A 16966-nucleotide genomic window follows, 5' to 3' on the forward strand; every position below is an offset into this window, starting at 1 on the left:
TCGCCCAGCCCACCGCCGACGCGGTCCGCACCCAGCTCGACACCGTCGCCGACATGCTCGGCAAGCAGTTCCCCAAGGTCAAGGCAATGCTGCTGGAAGCGAAGGACGACCTGACCGCCTTCGCGGCGTTCCCCGAGCGACATTGGAAGAAGATCCAGTCCACCAACCCGCTGGAGCGGATCAACCGCGAGGTCAAGCGCCGCACCGACGTCGTCCAGGTCTTCCCCAACGACGCCGCGCTCCTGCGGCTGGTCACCGCCGTGCTCTTCGAACTGCACGACGAATGGATCGCCTTCCCCCGCCGCTACCTGCCCGAGGGAAGCATGGACCAGCTCTACCCCGCCGAGCGCCCCGAAAGCGCCCCCGCGCTACCCAACACCACCAACACGACCGCCGGATGATCGGCTACACCACGAGAAGGGGCACGATCCGCGAGCGACTTGTCGGCCCCGAACCGCGGCCGGTTTCCCGACGCCGGACGCGGAGAGAACCACCAGGCCGCCTTAGCTGATCTCCACCACCAACCCCGGAGCAGTCCACGGCCGTGAGCAACGGAAAGCCGACACCGCGCCGGTCCCCACCACCCTCACCCGAAGGCACGGCCTCACGGGAATCGTGGCTCTACCTGAGGCCATCGCGGGCCAGGGACCGCACGAACGCGCTCCACGCACCAGCCCGCACATGAACCACCGGGCCTTCCGCCCGTTTCGAGTCACGTATGAGCGTGCCGTCGACGGAGCACGCGCATTCCACGCACTCGGTGCCGCTGCCGCCGCTGTAGGAGGACTTGAACCAGTCGGGCTCGAACGGTGTCGTCATCAGGACTCCTTGCTGACCCGGTCGATGAGATCGGCGGAGGCCTCGAAGTCGAGTGCCTGTGCGCTGAGGTATTCGAACGCCAACCTATAACGTTCCAGTTCCTCTGGCTTCTCCATGAACAAGCCGCCACCCAGGAGATCGACGTACACCACGTCCAGTTCGGGAGCCTGTCCGCGGAGGACGGCGAAACTGCCGACGGCCGCCGCGTGAGCGCCACATGCGAACGGCAGAACCTGCACGGTGATGTGCGGACGCTGAGCCATAGCGAGCAGGTGCTCCAGTTGCTTCCGCATCACCTCACGGCCGCCGACCTGCCTCCGGAGTGCCGCCTCGTCGATCACGCACCAGATGTGCGGCGGTTCCTGGCGGTCCAGCAACTCCTGGCGTTTCATGCGGATGTCAACCATGTGTTGCACTTCGCGCGCTTCACACTGCACTTCCGATGCCCGGTGCACAGCCTCGGCGTACGCGCGGGTCTGAAGGAGGCCGGGAATGTACATGCAGGCGTAGTGGTCCTCACGTACAACCTCGTCTTCGAGGGTGAGCATGAGGTTCATGGACTCGGGGATGGGGTCGGCCAGGGAGCGCCACCAGCCCTGAATCTTGGCACCCTTCGCCAGTTCGACCAGGGCTGCGCGCTCCTCCTCCGTCGCGCCGTACTCGCGGCAAAGGGCATCTACGGAAGGCCACTTGACCGTGCCTTCCTTCGTTTCGTAGCGACTCAGTGTCGCCTTCGAGATGCCGACTCGGGCGCCCGCCTCCTCAAGGGTCAGTCCCTTGAGTTCCCTGAGGCGGCGCAGGTCGGCGCCCAGTTGGCGCCTGCGGGTGGTAGGTCCGACTGCCATGTCTGTGGCCCTTCATGTCGATCCGGTAGATCGTCGTGGTCTCTCGCTCTGGACGGCAAGGCGGTATGCGCTGGGGGCGCGCGAGGGGGAGTCGCACCCCTGTCCTCCCGAAGAGAGAGTTCCATTTTGAGAGTTTCACTGCAACTCTGTGTGGCGACAGCGTCACGGTGCGCCAGTGGTGGTGCGAATCAGGGAGTGGGGTACGACGTGGACGGCTCTCGATGGATTTCAACGAGGCAGTGGAGCCTGCCGTTTCTGGCCGACGCCGAGCAGGTGTCCTCCTTGCGGAGGGCTCTGCGAACACACTTGGAGTGCTGGGGACTGCAAGAGCTGACGGACAGCGCTGAGCTCTGCGTCAGCGAACTCGCCGCCAATGTCATCAAACACGTTGGGCCCGGGACACCGTCCACGCTCGTGACCTCGCTGAACAGCACCCACCTGCGCATCGCGGTACATGACCCCGACCCCCGTACGCTTCCCACTCTTGCCTGCGCGGACGTCGAGGCGGAGACGGGGCGGGGGATGGCGCTCATCGAAGCCGTCAGTGACCGCTGGGGAGTCGACCTCAGCGGTGACCGAAAAGCCACCTGGTGCGAGTTGCGGGTGAGTGCTGCCAGGGCAGGCCGGCACGCAGCGCTTCCCCGTCTGGCCCGAGCCGCGGACCTGCTGAGCTTGTACGGCGGGGAAGTGTCGCTGCCGCTGGGGCCTGGTCAGAGTCGGTTGGGAACGGCGGTTGCCCAAGACGCGGCGATCGACATCATCACCGATGTCCTCTACTGGTGCCGTGTGTACGGACGGGACGCCGACGACGTACTGGACCAGGCCCAAGCGCACTTCGAGGCCGAGACCGAGGCTCGGTTCTCCTGAGGGAAGCAGCTCCCGGACCGACGTGACTGGATCAACTTGCCGCGATGGCGGCCGAGTACGTCCACACGTCGGCAGGGAGGTCGTGCTTGAGCCGCCAGGTGATCGCCATCGGCTTACTGCCGGTATGCCTCTCGTAGGTTGCCGGACCGAGGAGCATCCACGGCTGCGGCTTGCCTGTGTCCGTGTTCTTGTAGCGGCGCGCGAACAGCAGGACATGGCTGCCGCGGCGCGCATGCTCCTGGTAGCGCAAGCCTGTGGGGGAGTCGGCTGCCGTGGAGTTCTGGGACTCCCAGTGGAAGAGAGAAGGGTTCAGTGCATAGTCCTTGTAGCGGATGGTGGGTGAAAAGTCCTTCTCGTTCTTTTCGAGAGTGATGAGGAGCGCGTCCGTCTGGAGCTCATCGACCCACTGCACGCCCTGCGCGAAGGACCTGGGCATCTGTCCGCCGAAGCGCGCGACACCGAGGGCGGCCAGGATCTCCGATCGGTTGTACGCGCTGTGGACCTTCAGCGGGACCTGGCTGAGGTGGCCCGACAGGGGGATCGGGAAGTGATCGGCTTCCTGGATGACGTACGACAGCACCTGCCGGAGTTCGTCCCGGAACGCTTGCTGTGGGCGCAGGGACGCCAAGCCCTCCTCGAAGCTCGTGAATCCGCCGGCGTTGTCCCACAGGTTGAAGAACAGCATGCGGGCATAGGCCTGGTCGGACGGGTCCAGTGCCGCGTACGGCAGAGCGTCGTCTTCCAGGAGGCGCAGGTACGCCTGAGCCCGCTCGGGGTCATCCACATGCAGGAAGGCGTGAACGCGCTTGAGCAAGGCGGTCTCGCCCGTCGGGGATGCATCGTCGAGTAGGCCCGCTCGGCGAAGGATGGCCGTCCAGGAGTTGTCGCTCTTGTACAGCTCCTTGATCTCTCGACGGCTCTCCCGGAGGTAGTCAGCGAGACGCGGGGTGCTGTACTCCTTGACTTCCTTCACCAACGTCTTGACCGTGGTGCCCAGTTGGGTCCGGATATTGTCGAGGACGAGGTCCTTCGACTTGCCCTCCAGAATGATCTGGCAACCGGACGGCAGTTGGGGGAAGTCCCACTCGAGGTGCTCGACGAGCCGGTTCCGTGAAAGGTTGGTCAGGGCTCGGAACTGTTCCTCGAAGCGGAACTCCGCCCGGTGCTGCCCGATGAAGTCGAGCACTGTGAGTACGGGCTTCGTCTCGGTGCGCCTCAGACCTCGCCCAAGCTGCTGAAGGAAAACGGTGGCGCTGTTGGTGGGCCGTAGGAGAAGCAGAGTGTCGACGTCCGGGATGTCGAGCCCCTCGTTGAACAGGTCCACCGAGAAGATCACCTGAAGCTTGCCATCCCGCAGATCGGCCAGTGCCTGGGAGCGCACGTCTGCAGGCGAGTCGCTGTCCAGCGCCACGGCCCGGAAGTTGGCCTTGCGGAAGAACTCCGCCATGAAGTGGGCGTGCGCCTTGGTGACGCAGAAACCAAGGACCCGCATGGCGCCGGGGTTGGAGACCTTGTCCCGGATCTGCTTGACCACGATGCGGGCTCGGGCTTCGTTACCCGTGAAGAGATTGCCGAGCTCCTGATCAGAGTAGGAGCCCTTCTTCCAGTTGAGGTTCGTCAGGTCTGTGCCGTCCGGGATGCCGAAGTAGTGGAAGGGGCACAGCAGGTCGTTCTCCAGCGCCTCCCAGAGCCTCATCTCGGCAGCGATACGGCCCTCGAAGAACTCATCCTGAACGTTGAGCCCGTCCATCCGCTCCGGAGTGGCGGTGAGGCCCAGCAGTTCCTTCGGCGCGAAGTGTTCGATGACGCGTCGGTATGTGGAGGCGGTGGCGTGGTGGAACTCATCGATGACGATGACGTCGAAGTGGTCGGGAGCCAACTGCTCCAACCTTTGGACGTTGAGCGACTGCACACTGGCGAAGACGTGGTTCCAGTCGCGTGGGTCCGCGCCGCCATGCAGCAGTTCCCCGAACGAGGCGTCATCCAGCACCTCTCGGTAGGTGCGCAGAGACTGCTTGAGTATCTCCTTGCGATGGGCCACGAACAGCAGCCGTGGCCGACCACCGGTCGCCGACCGGCAGATGCTTCGGTAGTCGAGGGCGGCCATCACGGTCTTTCCCGTACCGGTAGCCGCAACGAGCAGGTTCCGGTGCCGTCCGCGGAGCTCGCGCTCGACGCTCAACCGCTCCAGCATGTCCCGCTGATGGGGGAAAGGACGTACTTCGAGACCGGAAAGGCTGATCTTCAGGTCGGTCGTAGCGGTGCTTCCACCGGCCTGTGCCAGGGCTCCATCGAGACGCTCACCGTGAAGGTCGGGGTCATACGTCTCGAAAGCGGTGTCGTTCCAGTACGCGTCGAAGGTCGTCTCGAACTTGTCCAATACCGCGGGCGTGGCGACGGAGGAGAGACGTACGTTCCACTCGAGTCCGTCCAGTAGCGCGGCCCGTGACAGGTTCGAGCTGCCTACGTAGGCGGTGTCGAATCCCGTCTCGCGACGGAAGAGCCATGCCTTGGCATGCAGCCGTGTCGAGCGGATCTCGTAGTTGACCTTCACGGTCGCACCGAAGTCGCGCACGAGACGGTCGAGCGCGTGGCGGTCCGTTGCGCCCAGGTAGGTGGTGGTGATGACTCTGATCGGTACGCCACGCTCTTTCGCGGCACGCAGGGAGTCTTCCAGTACGCGGATGCCGTACCACTTCACAAAGGCACAGAGCAGATCGATCCGGTCCGCGGTGGCCAACTCGGCCCTCAGCTCCGACCCCAGGCTGAGGTCCTCAGGTGAGTTGGTGAGCAGCGATGTTTCGGAGAGGGGCGTGAGCGGACGGATCGCGTAGGCTCCTGGAGCCTCCTGCTCGGCGAGGGCCAGCAACTGGCGAGGACCGTCCACGATGGTGCCGCTGGGTTCGATGTGGCTCTGGCCATCAGCGTTGACGTCTAGGGACGCCAGGATCTGGTTGGCGAAGGGAACCTGCTGGTGGGGCGGTAGCTGCTGGAGGCGACGAGCCACGCTTTCACCGATGTGCCGAGCCAGCACATGAGGCGAGGACTCTGCGCTGACCTCGGCGTCGATGGCCTTCCATCCCGTTGCTTCAAGGTGCTGCAACTCGTCACGCACGCCGTCAGTGATCAGCTTCTCGTAGACCCCCGCGACCGGCTGGGTACCTCCCGCTATGTCTCCCACCAGAACCCTCTCGATCACCACGGCGATGTGTGCCTCAGTTCTAACAGGGGGGACTGACAACCGGAGGCGTGACTACAGGGTGAGATCAGGAGGGGTGGCCTACCGCTTGCCCAGTCCGCCCCGGAGTGACGACAGCACGAGGCGTCCGTAGCGCGTGGTCAGGACTGCTGCTGTGGCGGCGACCGACAGGGTCAGGGCGATGAGGAGGTGGGAGAGCGAGTCGTCGCCCAGGACCTGGAGGATGCCCAGAGCCGTACCGAGGGGGAGGCCGAGGATGGTGAGGACGCCCAGGGCACCGCTGATCTGCTGGCTCTCCTGGGTCTGTCGGGGTGGCGGGCGTATGCCTCGGCAGGGGTGAGCGCTTGCTGGTCGCGGACCTCCTTGCCGGGCCGAAGTGGACGGGGGCGGGAGTGTGTCGGCCGGTCCCTGAGTGCCAATGCACATGGTTGGAATGCTGGAACGGTCAGCCGCGTGCGGTCTTCCCGGATGCGGGGGGTGGTCCGGGTGCAGTGACCGTTCGCAGTCGGCCAGTGCCTCACGGGCTGCCGTTTCCGCCGCGTTTTGGTGCCCCAGGCCATGGAGGGCGACAGCCGTGCCCATCCCCAGGCTTCCGCTCTGGCTCCGATCCCGAGGCGGGGGTGAGCCGGCGTGCCTCGGTGAGCGCTTCCCGGTGCCGCTCCTGTCCGTTCAGGCTGCGTACAGGCCGCAGTGCAGAGCAGTGACCGTGCTCCCTTCGGCGGCTGTCAGGCCCCGGGATACACTGCCCCGCTCCATCCCGACCGGAGGTCATTTCAGTGTTATCCGCACGGGTACTCGCCGTTGCCCCGCTGGTTCTGGTGATTCTCGCCCTGTCCGGCTGCTCTTTCCTCTGGAGCTGCACCGACACGACGGCGGAGCGCGGTGAGGCCGGTGTGAGAGTGCAGGTCGAAGACACGTACGGGCGGCTTCTCGGCGTCACCGCCGAGGTCGTCGACTAGCGCCTTGAGTCCCACCCGCAAGTGCCCTCCAGAGGTGACCAGGTCTACTTCCGCTTCCGCTTCGACGGCGCCGACGAATATTCCGGCCCCGCAGTGGACGCCTGCGCGGTCGACAAGGAGCGCGTGGTGTTGGGGTGTCAGACGGTTTAATCGTCCCGGGCGTTCGGGCCAGCCGACGATTCCCTCACGGGCGACGACTGGTTCGCCGTCGAGCACCCTGAGCAAGTTGCCGGAGTGCTGTTGATACCCAATGACCAGTCCTACGACGGACGCACCTGTGAAGAGGACATCAAGGACGGTGGCGGGATGCACCCTCCGGAACCACCCAGCAGGGGGGACCAGCTGTAGGGAGGTCAAGGCGGTCGAGCGCGAGGCGCGGGTCTGTTGGCGCCCCGGTGTTCGCGCTGTTCGGTGGTCCGGTTGTGCGCCCATTGCCCCGGCTCGACCGGTCCCACCGGCGGCAAGCAGCCCGGGCATGATCGAGCGGTTCGGTCGGCGGGTTCCGGCAGGTACGGCGTTCGGTGTTCGGTCCGGGTCGCCGCGCGTCGCCCCCCAGTCACTCGGTGGCGACGTCGGCCAGGCGGCGTCGAAGCTCCTCCTGCGAGACGTCTTCCAGGTGGGTCAGGAACACCCACATGTGACCGGAAGGGTCCTTGAGGATGACGGTGCGGTCACCGTGGAACATGTCCTTCGGCGGCTGGAGGATCTCAGCGCCGGCGGCTTCTGCGCGCTTCGCCAGGCTGTCGACGTCCGGCACGAAGACATGCAGCGTGACGGACGTACCGCCGCCGAGCGAGGTCGGCGCGGCGAAGGAGGCGGCTTCTGCCTCGTCCACGCTGGCATCGCCCAGCATCAGGGTCGATCGTTCGATGGTGATCTCGGCGTGCAGAACTCCGCCGCCCGGAGCGTCGATCCTGAAGTCCTCACGGGCACCGAACGCCCGCTGGTAGAAATCGATCGCCGCGGCTGCGTCGTCGACCATGATGTGCGGGATCACGGCGTAGCGGTAGCGGTCGGGAATCTCGGTGCGGGCGGTGTGTTCGGGCACGGCGAACCTCCCTGGAAAGGCACCGCTGGTCGGTTCCTGCGGCTCTGGAAGGAACCTAAAAGCTCAAGTCTGGTTGAGGTCAAGCGGTGATGGGGCCCTGCACGTGCCTGCCGGCAGACCACCTGCAGACCCTGGCCTGCCACTCGGCAGGCACAGCTCGCCGATTCGGGTACTCATCCGCCGACAGAAGCGTTGACAGCACGTCAGGTGTGACGATCGCGATCCATGGGCGGAGCATCAAGGCCCCACAAGCCTTCGGGAGCGCTCCACGCCGTCCCGCGAACCCCTCCTTCCCGGGGCCGCAAAAATCCWTGGACGGACCCGCGGAAGAGCACATACGGTGTGSCTCCACGCCCTGAGACGGACGGAAGGAGGCGAGTGCCGTGCGGTTCACACCTTTCCAGCGCTCCCCCTTTCCACTGTCCCGGCGTGGTTCACGAGTTCTGACCGGGAGCGCGCCGAGCAGCCTGTATCCCGGAGGAATCCATGACCGATCCGGTCATCCGCGCGCTCACCGCGAGCGACACCCGTCTCTTCGACGCTCTCCCCGACCCCCTGGGCGCCCGGGACGGCCACCGGCGCACCCRRTTCCGCCCCGACTGGAAGCGCGTCGCCCTGCGCGACGGCGAGGTCGTCGCACGCGGCGCGTGGTGGGGCGGCCCCGACGACCCGGAGCCCCTCAACATCAACTGGTTCGACGTGGCCGAGGGCGAGGAGGAGGCGGGGGCCGAACTCCTGCGCTCCGCCCCCTGGCAGGTCGAACTCGAGATCAATCTGCCGGCCGGCTGGCGGGACGAGCCCGCCCTGCGCRCCGCCGCCGAGACACGCTTCGCCGCCGCACGGGCCGCCGGGTACGAACTCCTGGTGGAACGCTTCCGGTACCGCTGGACCCCGGAGCGAGGCCTGCCCGAGCGGCCCGGACGCCTGCGCTTCAGCGCCGAACCCGACGACACCGTGTTCTTCGACGCGTTGCGCCGCATCCACTCCGTCACCCTGGACGCCCACGCGCTCAGGGCCATCGCGGAGGGCGGCCTCGACCGGGCCGCCCAGGAGGAACTCGACTTCTTCCACTGGTGCCCCTCCCCACGGGAGTGGTGGCAGACCGCGTACACGCCGGAGGGCGACCTGGCCGGCGTCCACATCCCGGCCCACAACCCCTCCGGGCCGACCATCGGCTTCATCGGAGTCGTCCCGGAACAACGCGGTCACGGCTACGCCTACGACCTCCTCGCGGAGTGCACCCGCTTCCTCGTCGAACGGGGCGCGGAGTTCATCGGCGGAGCGACCGACCGGGGCAACTTCCCCATGGCCGCGCACTTCGCCAAGGCCGGCTTCCCGGTCGTCAGCGAACGCATCAACTTCCACCCGGCGCGCCGAGCGGCCTAGCCGTTGTTGGTCATGACGTTGTTGACAGCGCCCTGGCAGGTGTCCGGCATACGGCGATAGCTGCTCGTGTCAGCGGATGTCGTGGTCGGGGTGGGCCTGGTCGTACGCGTGCCGCGCCTCGGCGATGACGCCACGATGTGCGAGGGACCAGTCGGCGAGTGCCTTGACCAAGTGGGTCAGGCCGGTCCCGGTCTCGGTCAGGCGGTAGTCGACCCGGGCCGGGACGGTCGGGTACACGGTGCGCAGCACGAGGCCGTCACGTTCGAGCCTGCGCACGGTGAGGGTGAGCATGCGCTGGGAGATGCCGTCGATGGCACGCTGGAGTTCACGGAAGCGCCGTGGCCCGCCGGCGAGTTCGACGATCACGAGCACCGACCACTTGTCCCCGATGCGATCCAAGACATCGCGGATGCCGCAGTCGGGGTGGTCTTCGCGTCCGCACGGGTCGAGTTCGGCGGGGATGGTGGTTACCGCGGTGTGCGTGAGTGACATCGGACTGCCTTCTTGTGGCCGGTGAGCGTGCGGTCGAGGATCAAGCGTAGTTACTGATGAGAACCACGACGGAAGACTGCGATTGATCATGATTTTGGTGACCGGAGCGAACGGGAACCTCGGTTCGGCCACTCTTGCGGCGCTGCGCGCCCGTGGTGCCGTTGCGATGGGCGGCAGCCGCACGCCGGGCGAGGGGATGCGGCGCCTCGACTTCGACGACCACGTGAGCCTCGACCTCGCCGGCATGTCGACTCTGGTGCTCATCTCCGCCGGCTATGCCGAGGACGACCAGGTCGTCGCCCGACACGCGGCGGTCCTGGACGCCGCCGTCCGCGACGGCATCGGCCACGTCGTCTACACGAGCCTGACCACTGCCGGCGATCACCTCGGTTTCGCACTCGCGCACCGTGTGACCGAACGCCTGGTGCGGGCGAGCGGGTTGCCGTGGACGATCCTGCGCAACGGCCTGTATGCCGAACTCTTCGGCGGCCTGCTGATGTGGGCCGGTAACGGTGTGGAGTCCGCTTTCGGGGATGGTGCCCTGGCCGCGGTCTCGCGAGGAGACCTGGCCGAGGCCGCAGCGGTGGTGGCATCGGATCCCGCACCTCATAGCGGGCGCGTCTACGACCTCGTCGGCACGCCGGTCACGGCGGGACAGGTGGCCGACGAACTCGGTGTCGCACATCGCGCCATCAGCCTGGGCGAATACCGGCGCAGGCTCCTTCAGACGCCGGGGCTGCTGCCGTTCCAGCCGCCGATGCTCGCCTCGATCGCCACGGGCATCCGGCACGGTTTCCTGGACGGTACCGCACCCCACCTCACCGACCTCCTTGGCCGCGCAGCCCGCGATCCACTGGCCACGGCCACTGCGGCCGCCTCCGCCACCAGGCCGGAAGCGAGCGTTTAGTACTCCAGCAGCACTTTGACGTTTTCCCTGCTCAGGGGCGGTTTGGGCGAGTGTAGCGGGCTGGGTTCCGGCCCGTGTTCTCTTTCCCGGACCGCCCCCCGATCGTGTGCAGCCGCCGCTGATAGTGGCAGCGGTCTGGGCAGCCTCCCGGCGTGATCGACGAGCGTGCAGTTGAGATCTGGAACGACGAACTCGAGGAACTCTTCCTGCGCACCGGCCACCGCTTCAAGCGCGTCGAGCCGCGTCGCAGGATGCGTGACTACATCCGTGGACTGCTGGGCCCGGTCGGCCGGAAGAATGGCTGGCAGCCGGCCGAATACGCCGGGCATCACACACCCGACCGTCTCCAACGCCTCCTCAACGGCGCCCGCTGGGACGCCGACGAGCTCCGCGACGACCTCCAGCACTATGTAGCCGAACGGCTCGGCGAGGACGGCGGGGTGCTCATCCTCGACGACACCGGCTTCCTCAAGAAGGGCACCACCTCGGCCGGCGTACAGCGCCAGTACTCCGGCACCGCCGGCCGCACCGAGAATCCTCCAGAGGGGGTGCCCCCAGCCAGATCGGCGTGTTCGCCGCCTACGCCACCACGCGAGGACGCGCCCTGGTGGACCGTGAGCTGTATCTGCCCAGGTTCTGGACCGACGACCGCGACCGCTGCCGCGCCGCCCACATCCCGGACGAGCGGGCCTTCGCCACCAGACCCGACCTGGCCAAGGCCATGGTGCTGCGGGCGATCGCCTCGCCGCTGCCGATCGCCTGGGTGACCGCGGACGCCGCCTACGGCCAGGAATGGCGGCTGCGCCGCATGCTGGAGGAGACCGGCCTGGGGTATGTGCTCGCGGTCCCCAAGTCCCAGCAGGTGCCCCACTTCGGACGCATCGATCACCTCTTCTCCCAGGCTCCCGACGAAGCGTGGGAGAGACGTTCGTGCGGTGACGGCGCCAAGGGYCCGCGCGTCTACCACTGGGCCGCCCTGCAGATCACCTCCATCGAGGACTTCGACGRCGAACTGCCCACCCACCAGCGGTGGGCACTGGCGCGCCGCAGCATCRGCAAGCCYCAGGAGATCGCCTACYACCTCGCCTACGCACCGCTCGGCACCACGGTCGAGCACCTGGYCCGCGTCGCCGGAACACGTTGGGCCATCGAGGAAGCCTYCCAGGCCGCCAAGAACGAGTGCGGCCTGGACCAGTACGAGGTCCGCCGCTACACCGGCTGGATGCGGCACGTCACCCCGGCCATGCCGGCGCACGCCCTCCTGGCGGTCATGGCCGCCGACGCCGCGGCAAAAGGGGTAGCAGAAACGGTTCCTGCCTCGCGCCCCTCACCGTGGCAGAAGTTCGGCGGCTCCTGGCAACTGGCCACCCACCCGCGGCACGCGCTCATCAGTCCCTCATCAGGGCACGCGCACTGAGATGGTCACAGTGGCGCAGACGACGCCAAGCCGTCGCCCGCCGCTGCCACTATCAGCGGCGGCTGCACACGATCGGGGGGCGGTCCGGGAAAGAGAACACGGGCCGGAACCCAGCCCGCTACACTCGCCCAAACCGCCCCTGAGCAGGGAAAACGTCAAAGTGCTGCTGGAGTACTAGAGGGCGTCTGCAAAGCCTCTCAGCGGGCAAGTCCCTGGTAGCGGGGTGGCGACGCACCTTCGGGGGCTGGGGTGTGCGGGCTGCGTACCCGTTGCTCGACGGATCTGTCCGATCAGGAGTGGGAGATCCTCCGCCCGCACCTGAGCTTGGGAATGGCCAGTTCGACGGTGCCGGCGCGGGTGTCCCACTCGCGCGGGCGGTAACCGTTGCGGTGGTTGACGCGTTCCTCGCTGACCTGGCTGTATTCGGCGTTGCAGAGGGCATCGGCCCCCGCGGACATGAGGGCGTCGGCGAACGTCTTGATCATCGCGCGCAGCAGATCGGGACTCTCCCCCGCAAGCGGGGGGACCCCCAGGCGAGGTTGTCCTCGGCGAGGGCGTGCAGGGGCAGACTGTCGGGTGCGGTCATCGTGCTGATCTCCTTCGAGGCTTCGACACTTCGAAGATCAGCCGGTGGCCGTTCAGCTATGCGGGCACCATCCCGATGCCGGAGCACACCCCCGGATCAGGTCGAACCCGTACACCACTTCCCCGGACGCAACCGCGAACCCTGCGCACATCAGTGCAGGTCAACAGCGTTCCGGACTACCGACGGTCAGCAAACCGTCAGCATCGGTCCCGGAGGAGTCAGCAACCGTGAGTGCCACTGCCCTGGTTCGTGGGGTGGGGTCGTTCTTCAAGGAGTGCGGGCATCCGCGGTCGCGGTGGTCGAGGCGCCCTCACTCGTACAAGATCCGGTACCGGCCTGCGGCCGGGAAGCAGGTGAAGGAGTCCGGGTTCGCCACCCAGGACAAGGCCATCGCGCGTTTGACGGAGGTCTGCAACGCGAAGAAGGGGGCGCCGCGGAGGCAGGCGAAGGCGGAGCGGATCGCGAGGTACCGGGCAATGCGGTTCGAGGAGTACGCCGCCCGGTGGAAGGCCGGGCAGCGGGGCCTGGGGCCGGCCTCGGTGGTGCATCTGGAGTCGCTGCTCAGTATCCACCTGCTGCCGCTGCTGGCAGCCGGCAGAGAACACCGCGGGGGCGTTGCCACGTTGGCTGACCGGCGCGGGATGATCTTGTAGTTGAGCGTGCCGGGGAGGATCCGCCCATGTCGTCCGCGACGCCCTCGTACCAGGGGCGCCGGTACCCGATGAAGATCATCTCCCACTACGTGTGGCTGTACTTCCGCTTCCCGCTCAGCTTCCACGAGGCGGAGGAGCTGATGCTCCAGCGCGGCGTGATCATCTCCCATGAGACGGCCCGGCTGTGGTGCGCCACGTTCGGGCAGGCCCATGCGAACGGACTGCGCCGCCGCCGGCCTCAGCCCAGGGACAAATGACATCTGAACGAGGTCTTCGTCGAGATCAACGGTGAGCTGAAGTACCTCTGGCGGGCCGTCGATCAGGACGGCAACGTCCTGGACATCCTCGGGCAGAGCCACCGGAACAAGGCCGCGACCAGGCGATTCTTCCGCCGCCTGCTGAAGAAGACTCGCGCGGTCCCGCGAGTGATCGTCACCGACAAGCTCCGCTCCTCCAGCGCCGCCCACCGCGAGGTCATGCCCTCCGTGGAGCACCGCCGTCACCAGGGCCTGAACCACCGGGCCGAGAACAGCCACCAGCCCACACGGCAACGCGCACGCGCGATGAAAGGCTTCCGCTCCGTCGGCGCAGCACAACGCTTCCTGTCCGCGTTCGGCAGCATCTCGCCCCACGTCCGGCCCCACCGCCACCTGAGGACCGCCTCCGGCCACCGCACCGAGATGGCCATCCGCTTCACCGTCTGGGACCAGATCACCAGCGCCGTCGGCCGACCCACCACGGCCTGAACACAGGCCCGGATCACGGGCCCACCACGCCCCGACGCACCAAACAGGCAGCCAGCACCCAACAACGTGACAACGCCGTTCACACTGCTCGCACTCGTCTCCGCCGTCGCCGCCCTCATCGGAGACAGCGTCAACACCGGTGGATCTGAGCCGCGCTCATATCGCCGGGGGCCCGCAAGCCAGGAACTGGATCCCCTTTGACTCATGCCCGTTCACAGTGGCCACCATCATGGTGCGGATGCGGACGCTTTCGACGTCCCTTGGACTCAGCCGACCAGGCGGGACTGGTCGGCTGTGATGTGTGGTGGGCCGAGGTGTTCGAGCAAGAGCCCTTCCCGGGTGGACCACGGGCAGATCTCGACGTTCTCGGCCCCGCAGGCTTCCATGAGGGCCTGCGCGATCAGGGCTCCGGCCAGGGACTGTTCGGCGCGGTGCCGGGAGATGCCCGGCAGCTTGGCACGGCGGGACGGTCCCGCATCGGCCAGCAGGGAGACCGCCGTGCGCAGTTGGGGTAGCGCCAGCCGCCGTCCGGCTCGCGGTGTCTTGCCCTGGGCGGCGGCGAGCCGGGCAAGCTGTTCGAAGGTCTTGGAGCAGGCCAGCACCCGCCCACCTGGTTCGGCCCGCGGCAGACCGGGCACGGCTTCCAGGGACCGATGAAGGTGCTGGCGGACCTCGTCCAGGCGGCGTTGGGATGGCGCGGTACCGCCGGGAAGCCAGTCCCGGGTGATCCTGCGAGCACCCAGGGGCAGCGAGTGGACGACGCGGGGCTGGTCTCCGGTGCCGGAGGCGATCTCCACGGTGCCGCCGCCGATGTCCAGGACCAGCAACTGCCCGGCCGACGGGCCTGCCCACTGGCGGGCGGCCACATAGGCCAGCCGCGCCTCCTCAACGCCGCTCAGCACGCGCAGGCGGGTGCCGGTGGTGCGTGCCACCCGCGCGATGATCTCGTCGCGGTTGGGCGCGTCCCGGATGACGGAGGTCGCGAACGCGAACACTTCCGGTCCGTGCGGACGCGGGTCGGCGGCGACGGCCTCGGCCACTGCCCGCTCGACGCTCTTCATGCCGGCCTTGTCCAGCCGCCCCTTGCGGTCGAGGGTCTCGTGCAGCCTCAACCGCACCTTGCGGGAGAACACCGGCTCCAGCACCGTCCCCGGGCGTCGGCGCACCACCGTCAGTAGAGCACTGTGGCACCCGACATCGAGCACACCGGCCTGCCGCATCCCATCGCCTCCCCTGGCTCCACGCTCGACCGGGCCGGCTCCTTCTCCGCTCTTCCGGCATCCCAGACGACGACGCGATGGGGATTCCGGCCCGCCTCGTGAGCATATCGTCACCACTCGTACACCCTCCGCCCCGGCCGCAGCGGTAGAGCCGTGGACGGTCTCACGCGAATGCGCACGGAGGTCCCGGATCCTCGAACCGTATGGTTTCACCCACCGTGACCTTTTCCCGCGATGGTTCTGTCAGCGCCGGTTGGGCAGCACCGCCGCCCCGGACACTCCGGCGAGTTCAGCCTTGGCCTGCTCCAGTTCGAGGGAAAGCTCAGCAATGATCATGCGCATGGTCTTGTTCCTCACCTGCCGCCAAGTAGGCGTTTGATGTTGATTCGCGACGGGCATTTCGACCCGCTTTGCCGTATTCATCGACACCATGCACGGCCTGAAATGCCTGGAAGTTCCGCACTGGCGAGAATCTTCCGCTCCATTACCAAACCAGACGGAATCTAGCTCCGATAAGCTGATCAAACGGGTGCACAGGTCGGCACTTGGGAGACCGTGAAGGCGCGCGCAAGGTGCGAATCAGTCCGAAGGCTGTTGGCTGCAGGAGCGACTCAGCGCAACAACTTATCCCTAAACACCCTCTCATGCCTGATTCATGACGCTCCCTCGCAAGTTCGCATCCAATGCAATGGGCAGCGGATAACTGGCGACCTCGCGTAATCGAGAGTCGCGTATTCCTTGGCCGGTGAGGGCTCGTGGTCACCGTGAGTGGCCGTGGGGAGCGTAGCGACTCCAGGCTTCTCCGGCTTCTGCGACGAGGTGGGCGTTCAGGCCACTGGGCGGATCCGACCACCGGTTGCCTGTTGCAACGCGGCCTCCAGTCGGTCGCGGGCCTCGGTCTGGGCGGCGATCCGTTCGTTGAGGACCGCCAGCCGTTCCAACGCGACCCGCAAGCCCTTGTCCGAGGGCGGTGCGGCGGCCACATCGCCGTCCAGGCACGGCAGGAACACCCGCACGTCGTCCAGGGTGAGCCCGGCGGCCAGCAGGTAGCGGATATTGCGGACCCGCACCACCGCCCGCTCGTCGTAGATGCGGTAGCCGTTGGGGGCCCGCTGCGAGGAGATCAGTCCGGCCTGCTCGTAGTGCCGCAGCGCACGGGCGGTTGTCCCGGTCGCCCTGGCCAGCTCACCGATCCGCACCCATCCCACCTCCCGTGGCCACTCCTATCACGCCACGACCGCTCCGCCGTCGACCGGGAGTACCACTCCGGTGACGAACGACGCGGCCGGTGCGGCAAGTTGGGTGACTGCCCAGGCCACCTCCTCGGGGCGGCCGATCCGGGCCAGTGGGGTGTGCGCCAGCTGCCAGTCCCGCACCGCTGCCATCCGCTCCGGCGTCAGGCCCTGGTGCTCGCCGATGGGGGTGTCGATCGCGCCGGGGGCGACCGCCACCACCCGGATCCCGCGGGGTGCCAGCTCGACCGCCCAGCTGCGGGTCAGCAGCTCCAGAGCGGTCTTGGTAGCCGCATAGACCGAGCTGCCGGGCCAGGCCCGCTGCCCCACCGACGTACTGACATTGACGATCACCCCGCCCGATTTCTCCAGGGGTGGCAGCGCGGCCTGGGCCAGCAGGATGGGGGCGACGAGGTTGGTGGCAAGCTGAGCTGTGATCATCTCCGGCGTCAGCGTGCCGAGAGCGCCGCTGCGCACGATGCCTGCGTTGTTGACCAGCACGTCCAKCCGGCCGTGTGTCTCCAGCATGGTCCGGATGATCCGATCCGGCTCGCCCTCGGCGGGGATGTCTGCGGCCAGCGGCGTGATCC

General features: G+C 67.3%; 14 protein-coding genes and 4 pseudogenes. 8 read left to right on the plus strand and 10 right to left on the minus strand.

Annotation, left to right across the window (positions count from 1 at the left end; translation table 11 throughout):
• A partial coding sequence (locus DIZ27_RS40705) for a transposase (RefSeq protein WP_181383943.1) occupies positions 1-401 on the plus strand: 401 nt, incomplete at its 5' end.
• A gap of 220 nt (positions 402-621) precedes the next feature.
• On the opposite strand, the gene DIZ27_RS40710 is transcribed toward DIZ27_RS40705, so the two are convergent.
• Positions 622-819 (minus strand): DUF397 domain-containing protein, encoded by a 198-nt coding sequence (locus DIZ27_RS40710; RefSeq protein ID WP_109383372.1) that lies wholly within the window; start codon positions 817-819, stop codon positions 622-624.
• Positions 819-1664 carry a helix-turn-helix transcriptional regulator gene (locus DIZ27_RS40715; protein WP_109383373.1) on the minus strand — a complete coding sequence of 282 codons (846 nt, stop codon included), beginning with the start codon at positions 1662-1664 and terminating at the stop codon, positions 819-821. The genes DIZ27_RS40710 and DIZ27_RS40715 overlap by 1 nt, the downstream gene beginning before the upstream one ends.
• Before the next feature lie 195 nt (positions 1665-1859).
• On the opposite strand from DIZ27_RS40715, the gene DIZ27_RS40720 reads away from it, so the two are divergent.
• Entirely contained in the window at positions 1860-2531 is a 672-nt protein-coding gene (locus tag DIZ27_RS40720) for an ATP-binding protein (protein ID WP_258308809.1), read from the plus strand.
• 31 nt (positions 2532-2562) lie between these two features.
• On the opposite strand, the gene DIZ27_RS40725 is transcribed toward DIZ27_RS40720, so the two are convergent.
• Positions 2563-5715, minus strand: a complete 3153-nt coding sequence (locus DIZ27_RS40725) for a DUF3427 domain-containing protein (protein WP_375232068.1) — start codon at positions 5713-5715, stop codon at positions 2563-2565.
• 96 nt (positions 5716-5811) lie between these two features.
• Entirely contained in the window at positions 5812-6156 is a 345-nt protein-coding gene (locus tag DIZ27_RS49065) for a hypothetical protein (protein WP_375232067.1), read from the minus strand.
• 350 nt (positions 6157-6506) lie between these two features.
• Here DIZ27_RS49065 and DIZ27_RS40740 point away from each other — a divergent pair.
• Positions 6507-7037 (plus strand): annotated as a pseudogene (locus tag DIZ27_RS40740) (hypothetical protein).
• Between the two features lie 208 nt (positions 7038-7245).
• Here DIZ27_RS40740 and DIZ27_RS40745 read toward each other — a convergent pair.
• A complete protein-coding gene (locus DIZ27_RS40745) occupies positions 7246-7737 on the minus strand; it encodes a glyoxalase/bleomycin resistance/extradiol dioxygenase family protein (RefSeq protein WP_258308810.1) in 492 nt (163 codons plus the stop codon).
• Positions 7738-8223: 486 nt separating this feature from the next.
• Here DIZ27_RS40745 and DIZ27_RS40750 point away from each other — a divergent pair, with 486 nt between their 5' ends.
• Positions 8224-9123, plus strand: coding sequence for an N-acetyltransferase (locus tag DIZ27_RS40750; RefSeq protein WP_109383375.1), 900 nt, complete (start codon positions 8224-8226; stop codon positions 9121-9123).
• A 69-nt stretch (positions 9124-9192) separates the two neighbouring features.
• Here DIZ27_RS40750 and DIZ27_RS40755 read toward each other — a convergent pair whose 3' ends face one another.
• A complete protein-coding gene (locus tag DIZ27_RS40755) occupies positions 9193-9615 on the minus strand; it encodes a helix-turn-helix domain-containing protein (protein ID WP_109383376.1) in 423 nt (140 codons plus the stop codon).
• Positions 9616-9703: 88 nt separating this feature from the next.
• Between DIZ27_RS40755 and DIZ27_RS40760 the strand changes: the two genes are divergently transcribed.
• Complete coding sequence (locus DIZ27_RS40760) at positions 9704-10522, plus strand: NmrA family NAD(P)-binding protein (RefSeq protein WP_109383381.1); 819 nt, start codon at positions 9704-9706, stop codon at positions 10520-10522.
• A gap of 155 nt (positions 10523-10677) precedes the next feature.
• Positions 10678-11939 (plus strand): annotated as a pseudogene (locus DIZ27_RS40765) (IS701 family transposase).
• Between the two features lie 311 nt (positions 11940-12250).
• Here DIZ27_RS40765 and DIZ27_RS40770 read toward each other — a convergent pair.
• A pseudogene (locus DIZ27_RS40770) lies at positions 12251-12525 on the minus strand (transposase); the annotation flags it as partial.
• A gap of 227 nt (positions 12526-12752) precedes the next feature.
• Between DIZ27_RS40770 and DIZ27_RS40775 the strand changes: the two are divergent.
• Together DIZ27_RS40775 and DIZ27_RS40780 are read left to right on the plus strand one after the other, a co-directional pair.
• Complete coding sequence (locus DIZ27_RS40775; RefSeq protein ID WP_258308812.1) at positions 12753-13178, plus strand: hypothetical protein; 426 nt, start codon at positions 12753-12755, stop codon at positions 13176-13178.
• Positions 13179-13204: 26 nt separating this feature from the next.
• Positions 13205-13924, plus strand: a pseudogene (locus DIZ27_RS40780) (IS6 family transposase).
• Between the two features lie 266 nt (positions 13925-14190).
• Here DIZ27_RS40780 and DIZ27_RS40785 read toward each other — a convergent pair.
• The 3 genes from DIZ27_RS40785 to DIZ27_RS40795 form a co-directional block, all read right to left on the minus strand.
• The gene (locus DIZ27_RS40785) at positions 14191-15090 is read right to left on the minus strand and encodes a Ppx/GppA phosphatase family protein (protein ID WP_258308813.1); all 900 of its coding nucleotides are present in this window, start codon (positions 15088-15090) and stop codon (positions 14191-14193) included.
• Between the two features lie 881 nt (positions 15091-15971).
• Positions 15972-16343, minus strand: a complete 372-nt coding sequence (locus DIZ27_RS40790; RefSeq protein WP_109383382.1) for a MerR family transcriptional regulator — start codon at positions 16341-16343, stop codon at positions 15972-15974.
• Between the two features lie 27 nt (positions 16344-16370).
• Positions 16371-16964: an SDR family NAD(P)-dependent oxidoreductase gene (locus DIZ27_RS40795; RefSeq protein WP_258308814.1), complete on the minus strand. Its 594-nt coding sequence runs from the start codon at positions 16962-16964 to the stop codon at positions 16371-16373.
• Positions 16965-16966: the final 2 nt, after the last annotated feature.

Source organism: Streptomyces sp. NWU339, from assembly GCF_003143855.1.
Lineage (GTDB): Bacteria > Actinomycetota > Actinomycetes > Streptomycetales > Streptomycetaceae > Streptomyces.

Excerpts from the sequence above, each read along its gene's own strand:
- DIZ27_RS40710 (WP_109383372.1), bottom strand. The coding sequence starts at position 819 with ATGACGACACCGTTCGAGCCCGACTGGTTCAAGTCCTCCTACAGCGGC.
- DIZ27_RS40715 (WP_109383373.1), bottom strand. The coding sequence starts at position 1,664 with ATGGCAGTCGGACCTACCACCCGCAGGCGCCAACTGGGCGCCGACCTG.
- DIZ27_RS49065 (WP_375232067.1), bottom strand. The coding sequence starts at position 6,156 with ATGTGCATTGGCACTCAGGGACCGGCCGACACACTCCCGCCCCCGTCC.
- DIZ27_RS40755 (WP_109383376.1), bottom strand. The coding sequence starts at position 9,615 with ATGTCACTCACGCACACCGCGGTAACCACCATCCCCGCCGAACTCGAC.
- DIZ27_RS40760 (WP_109383381.1), top strand. The coding sequence starts at position 9,704 with ATGATTTTGGTGACCGGAGCGAACGGGAACCTCGGTTCGGCCACTCTT.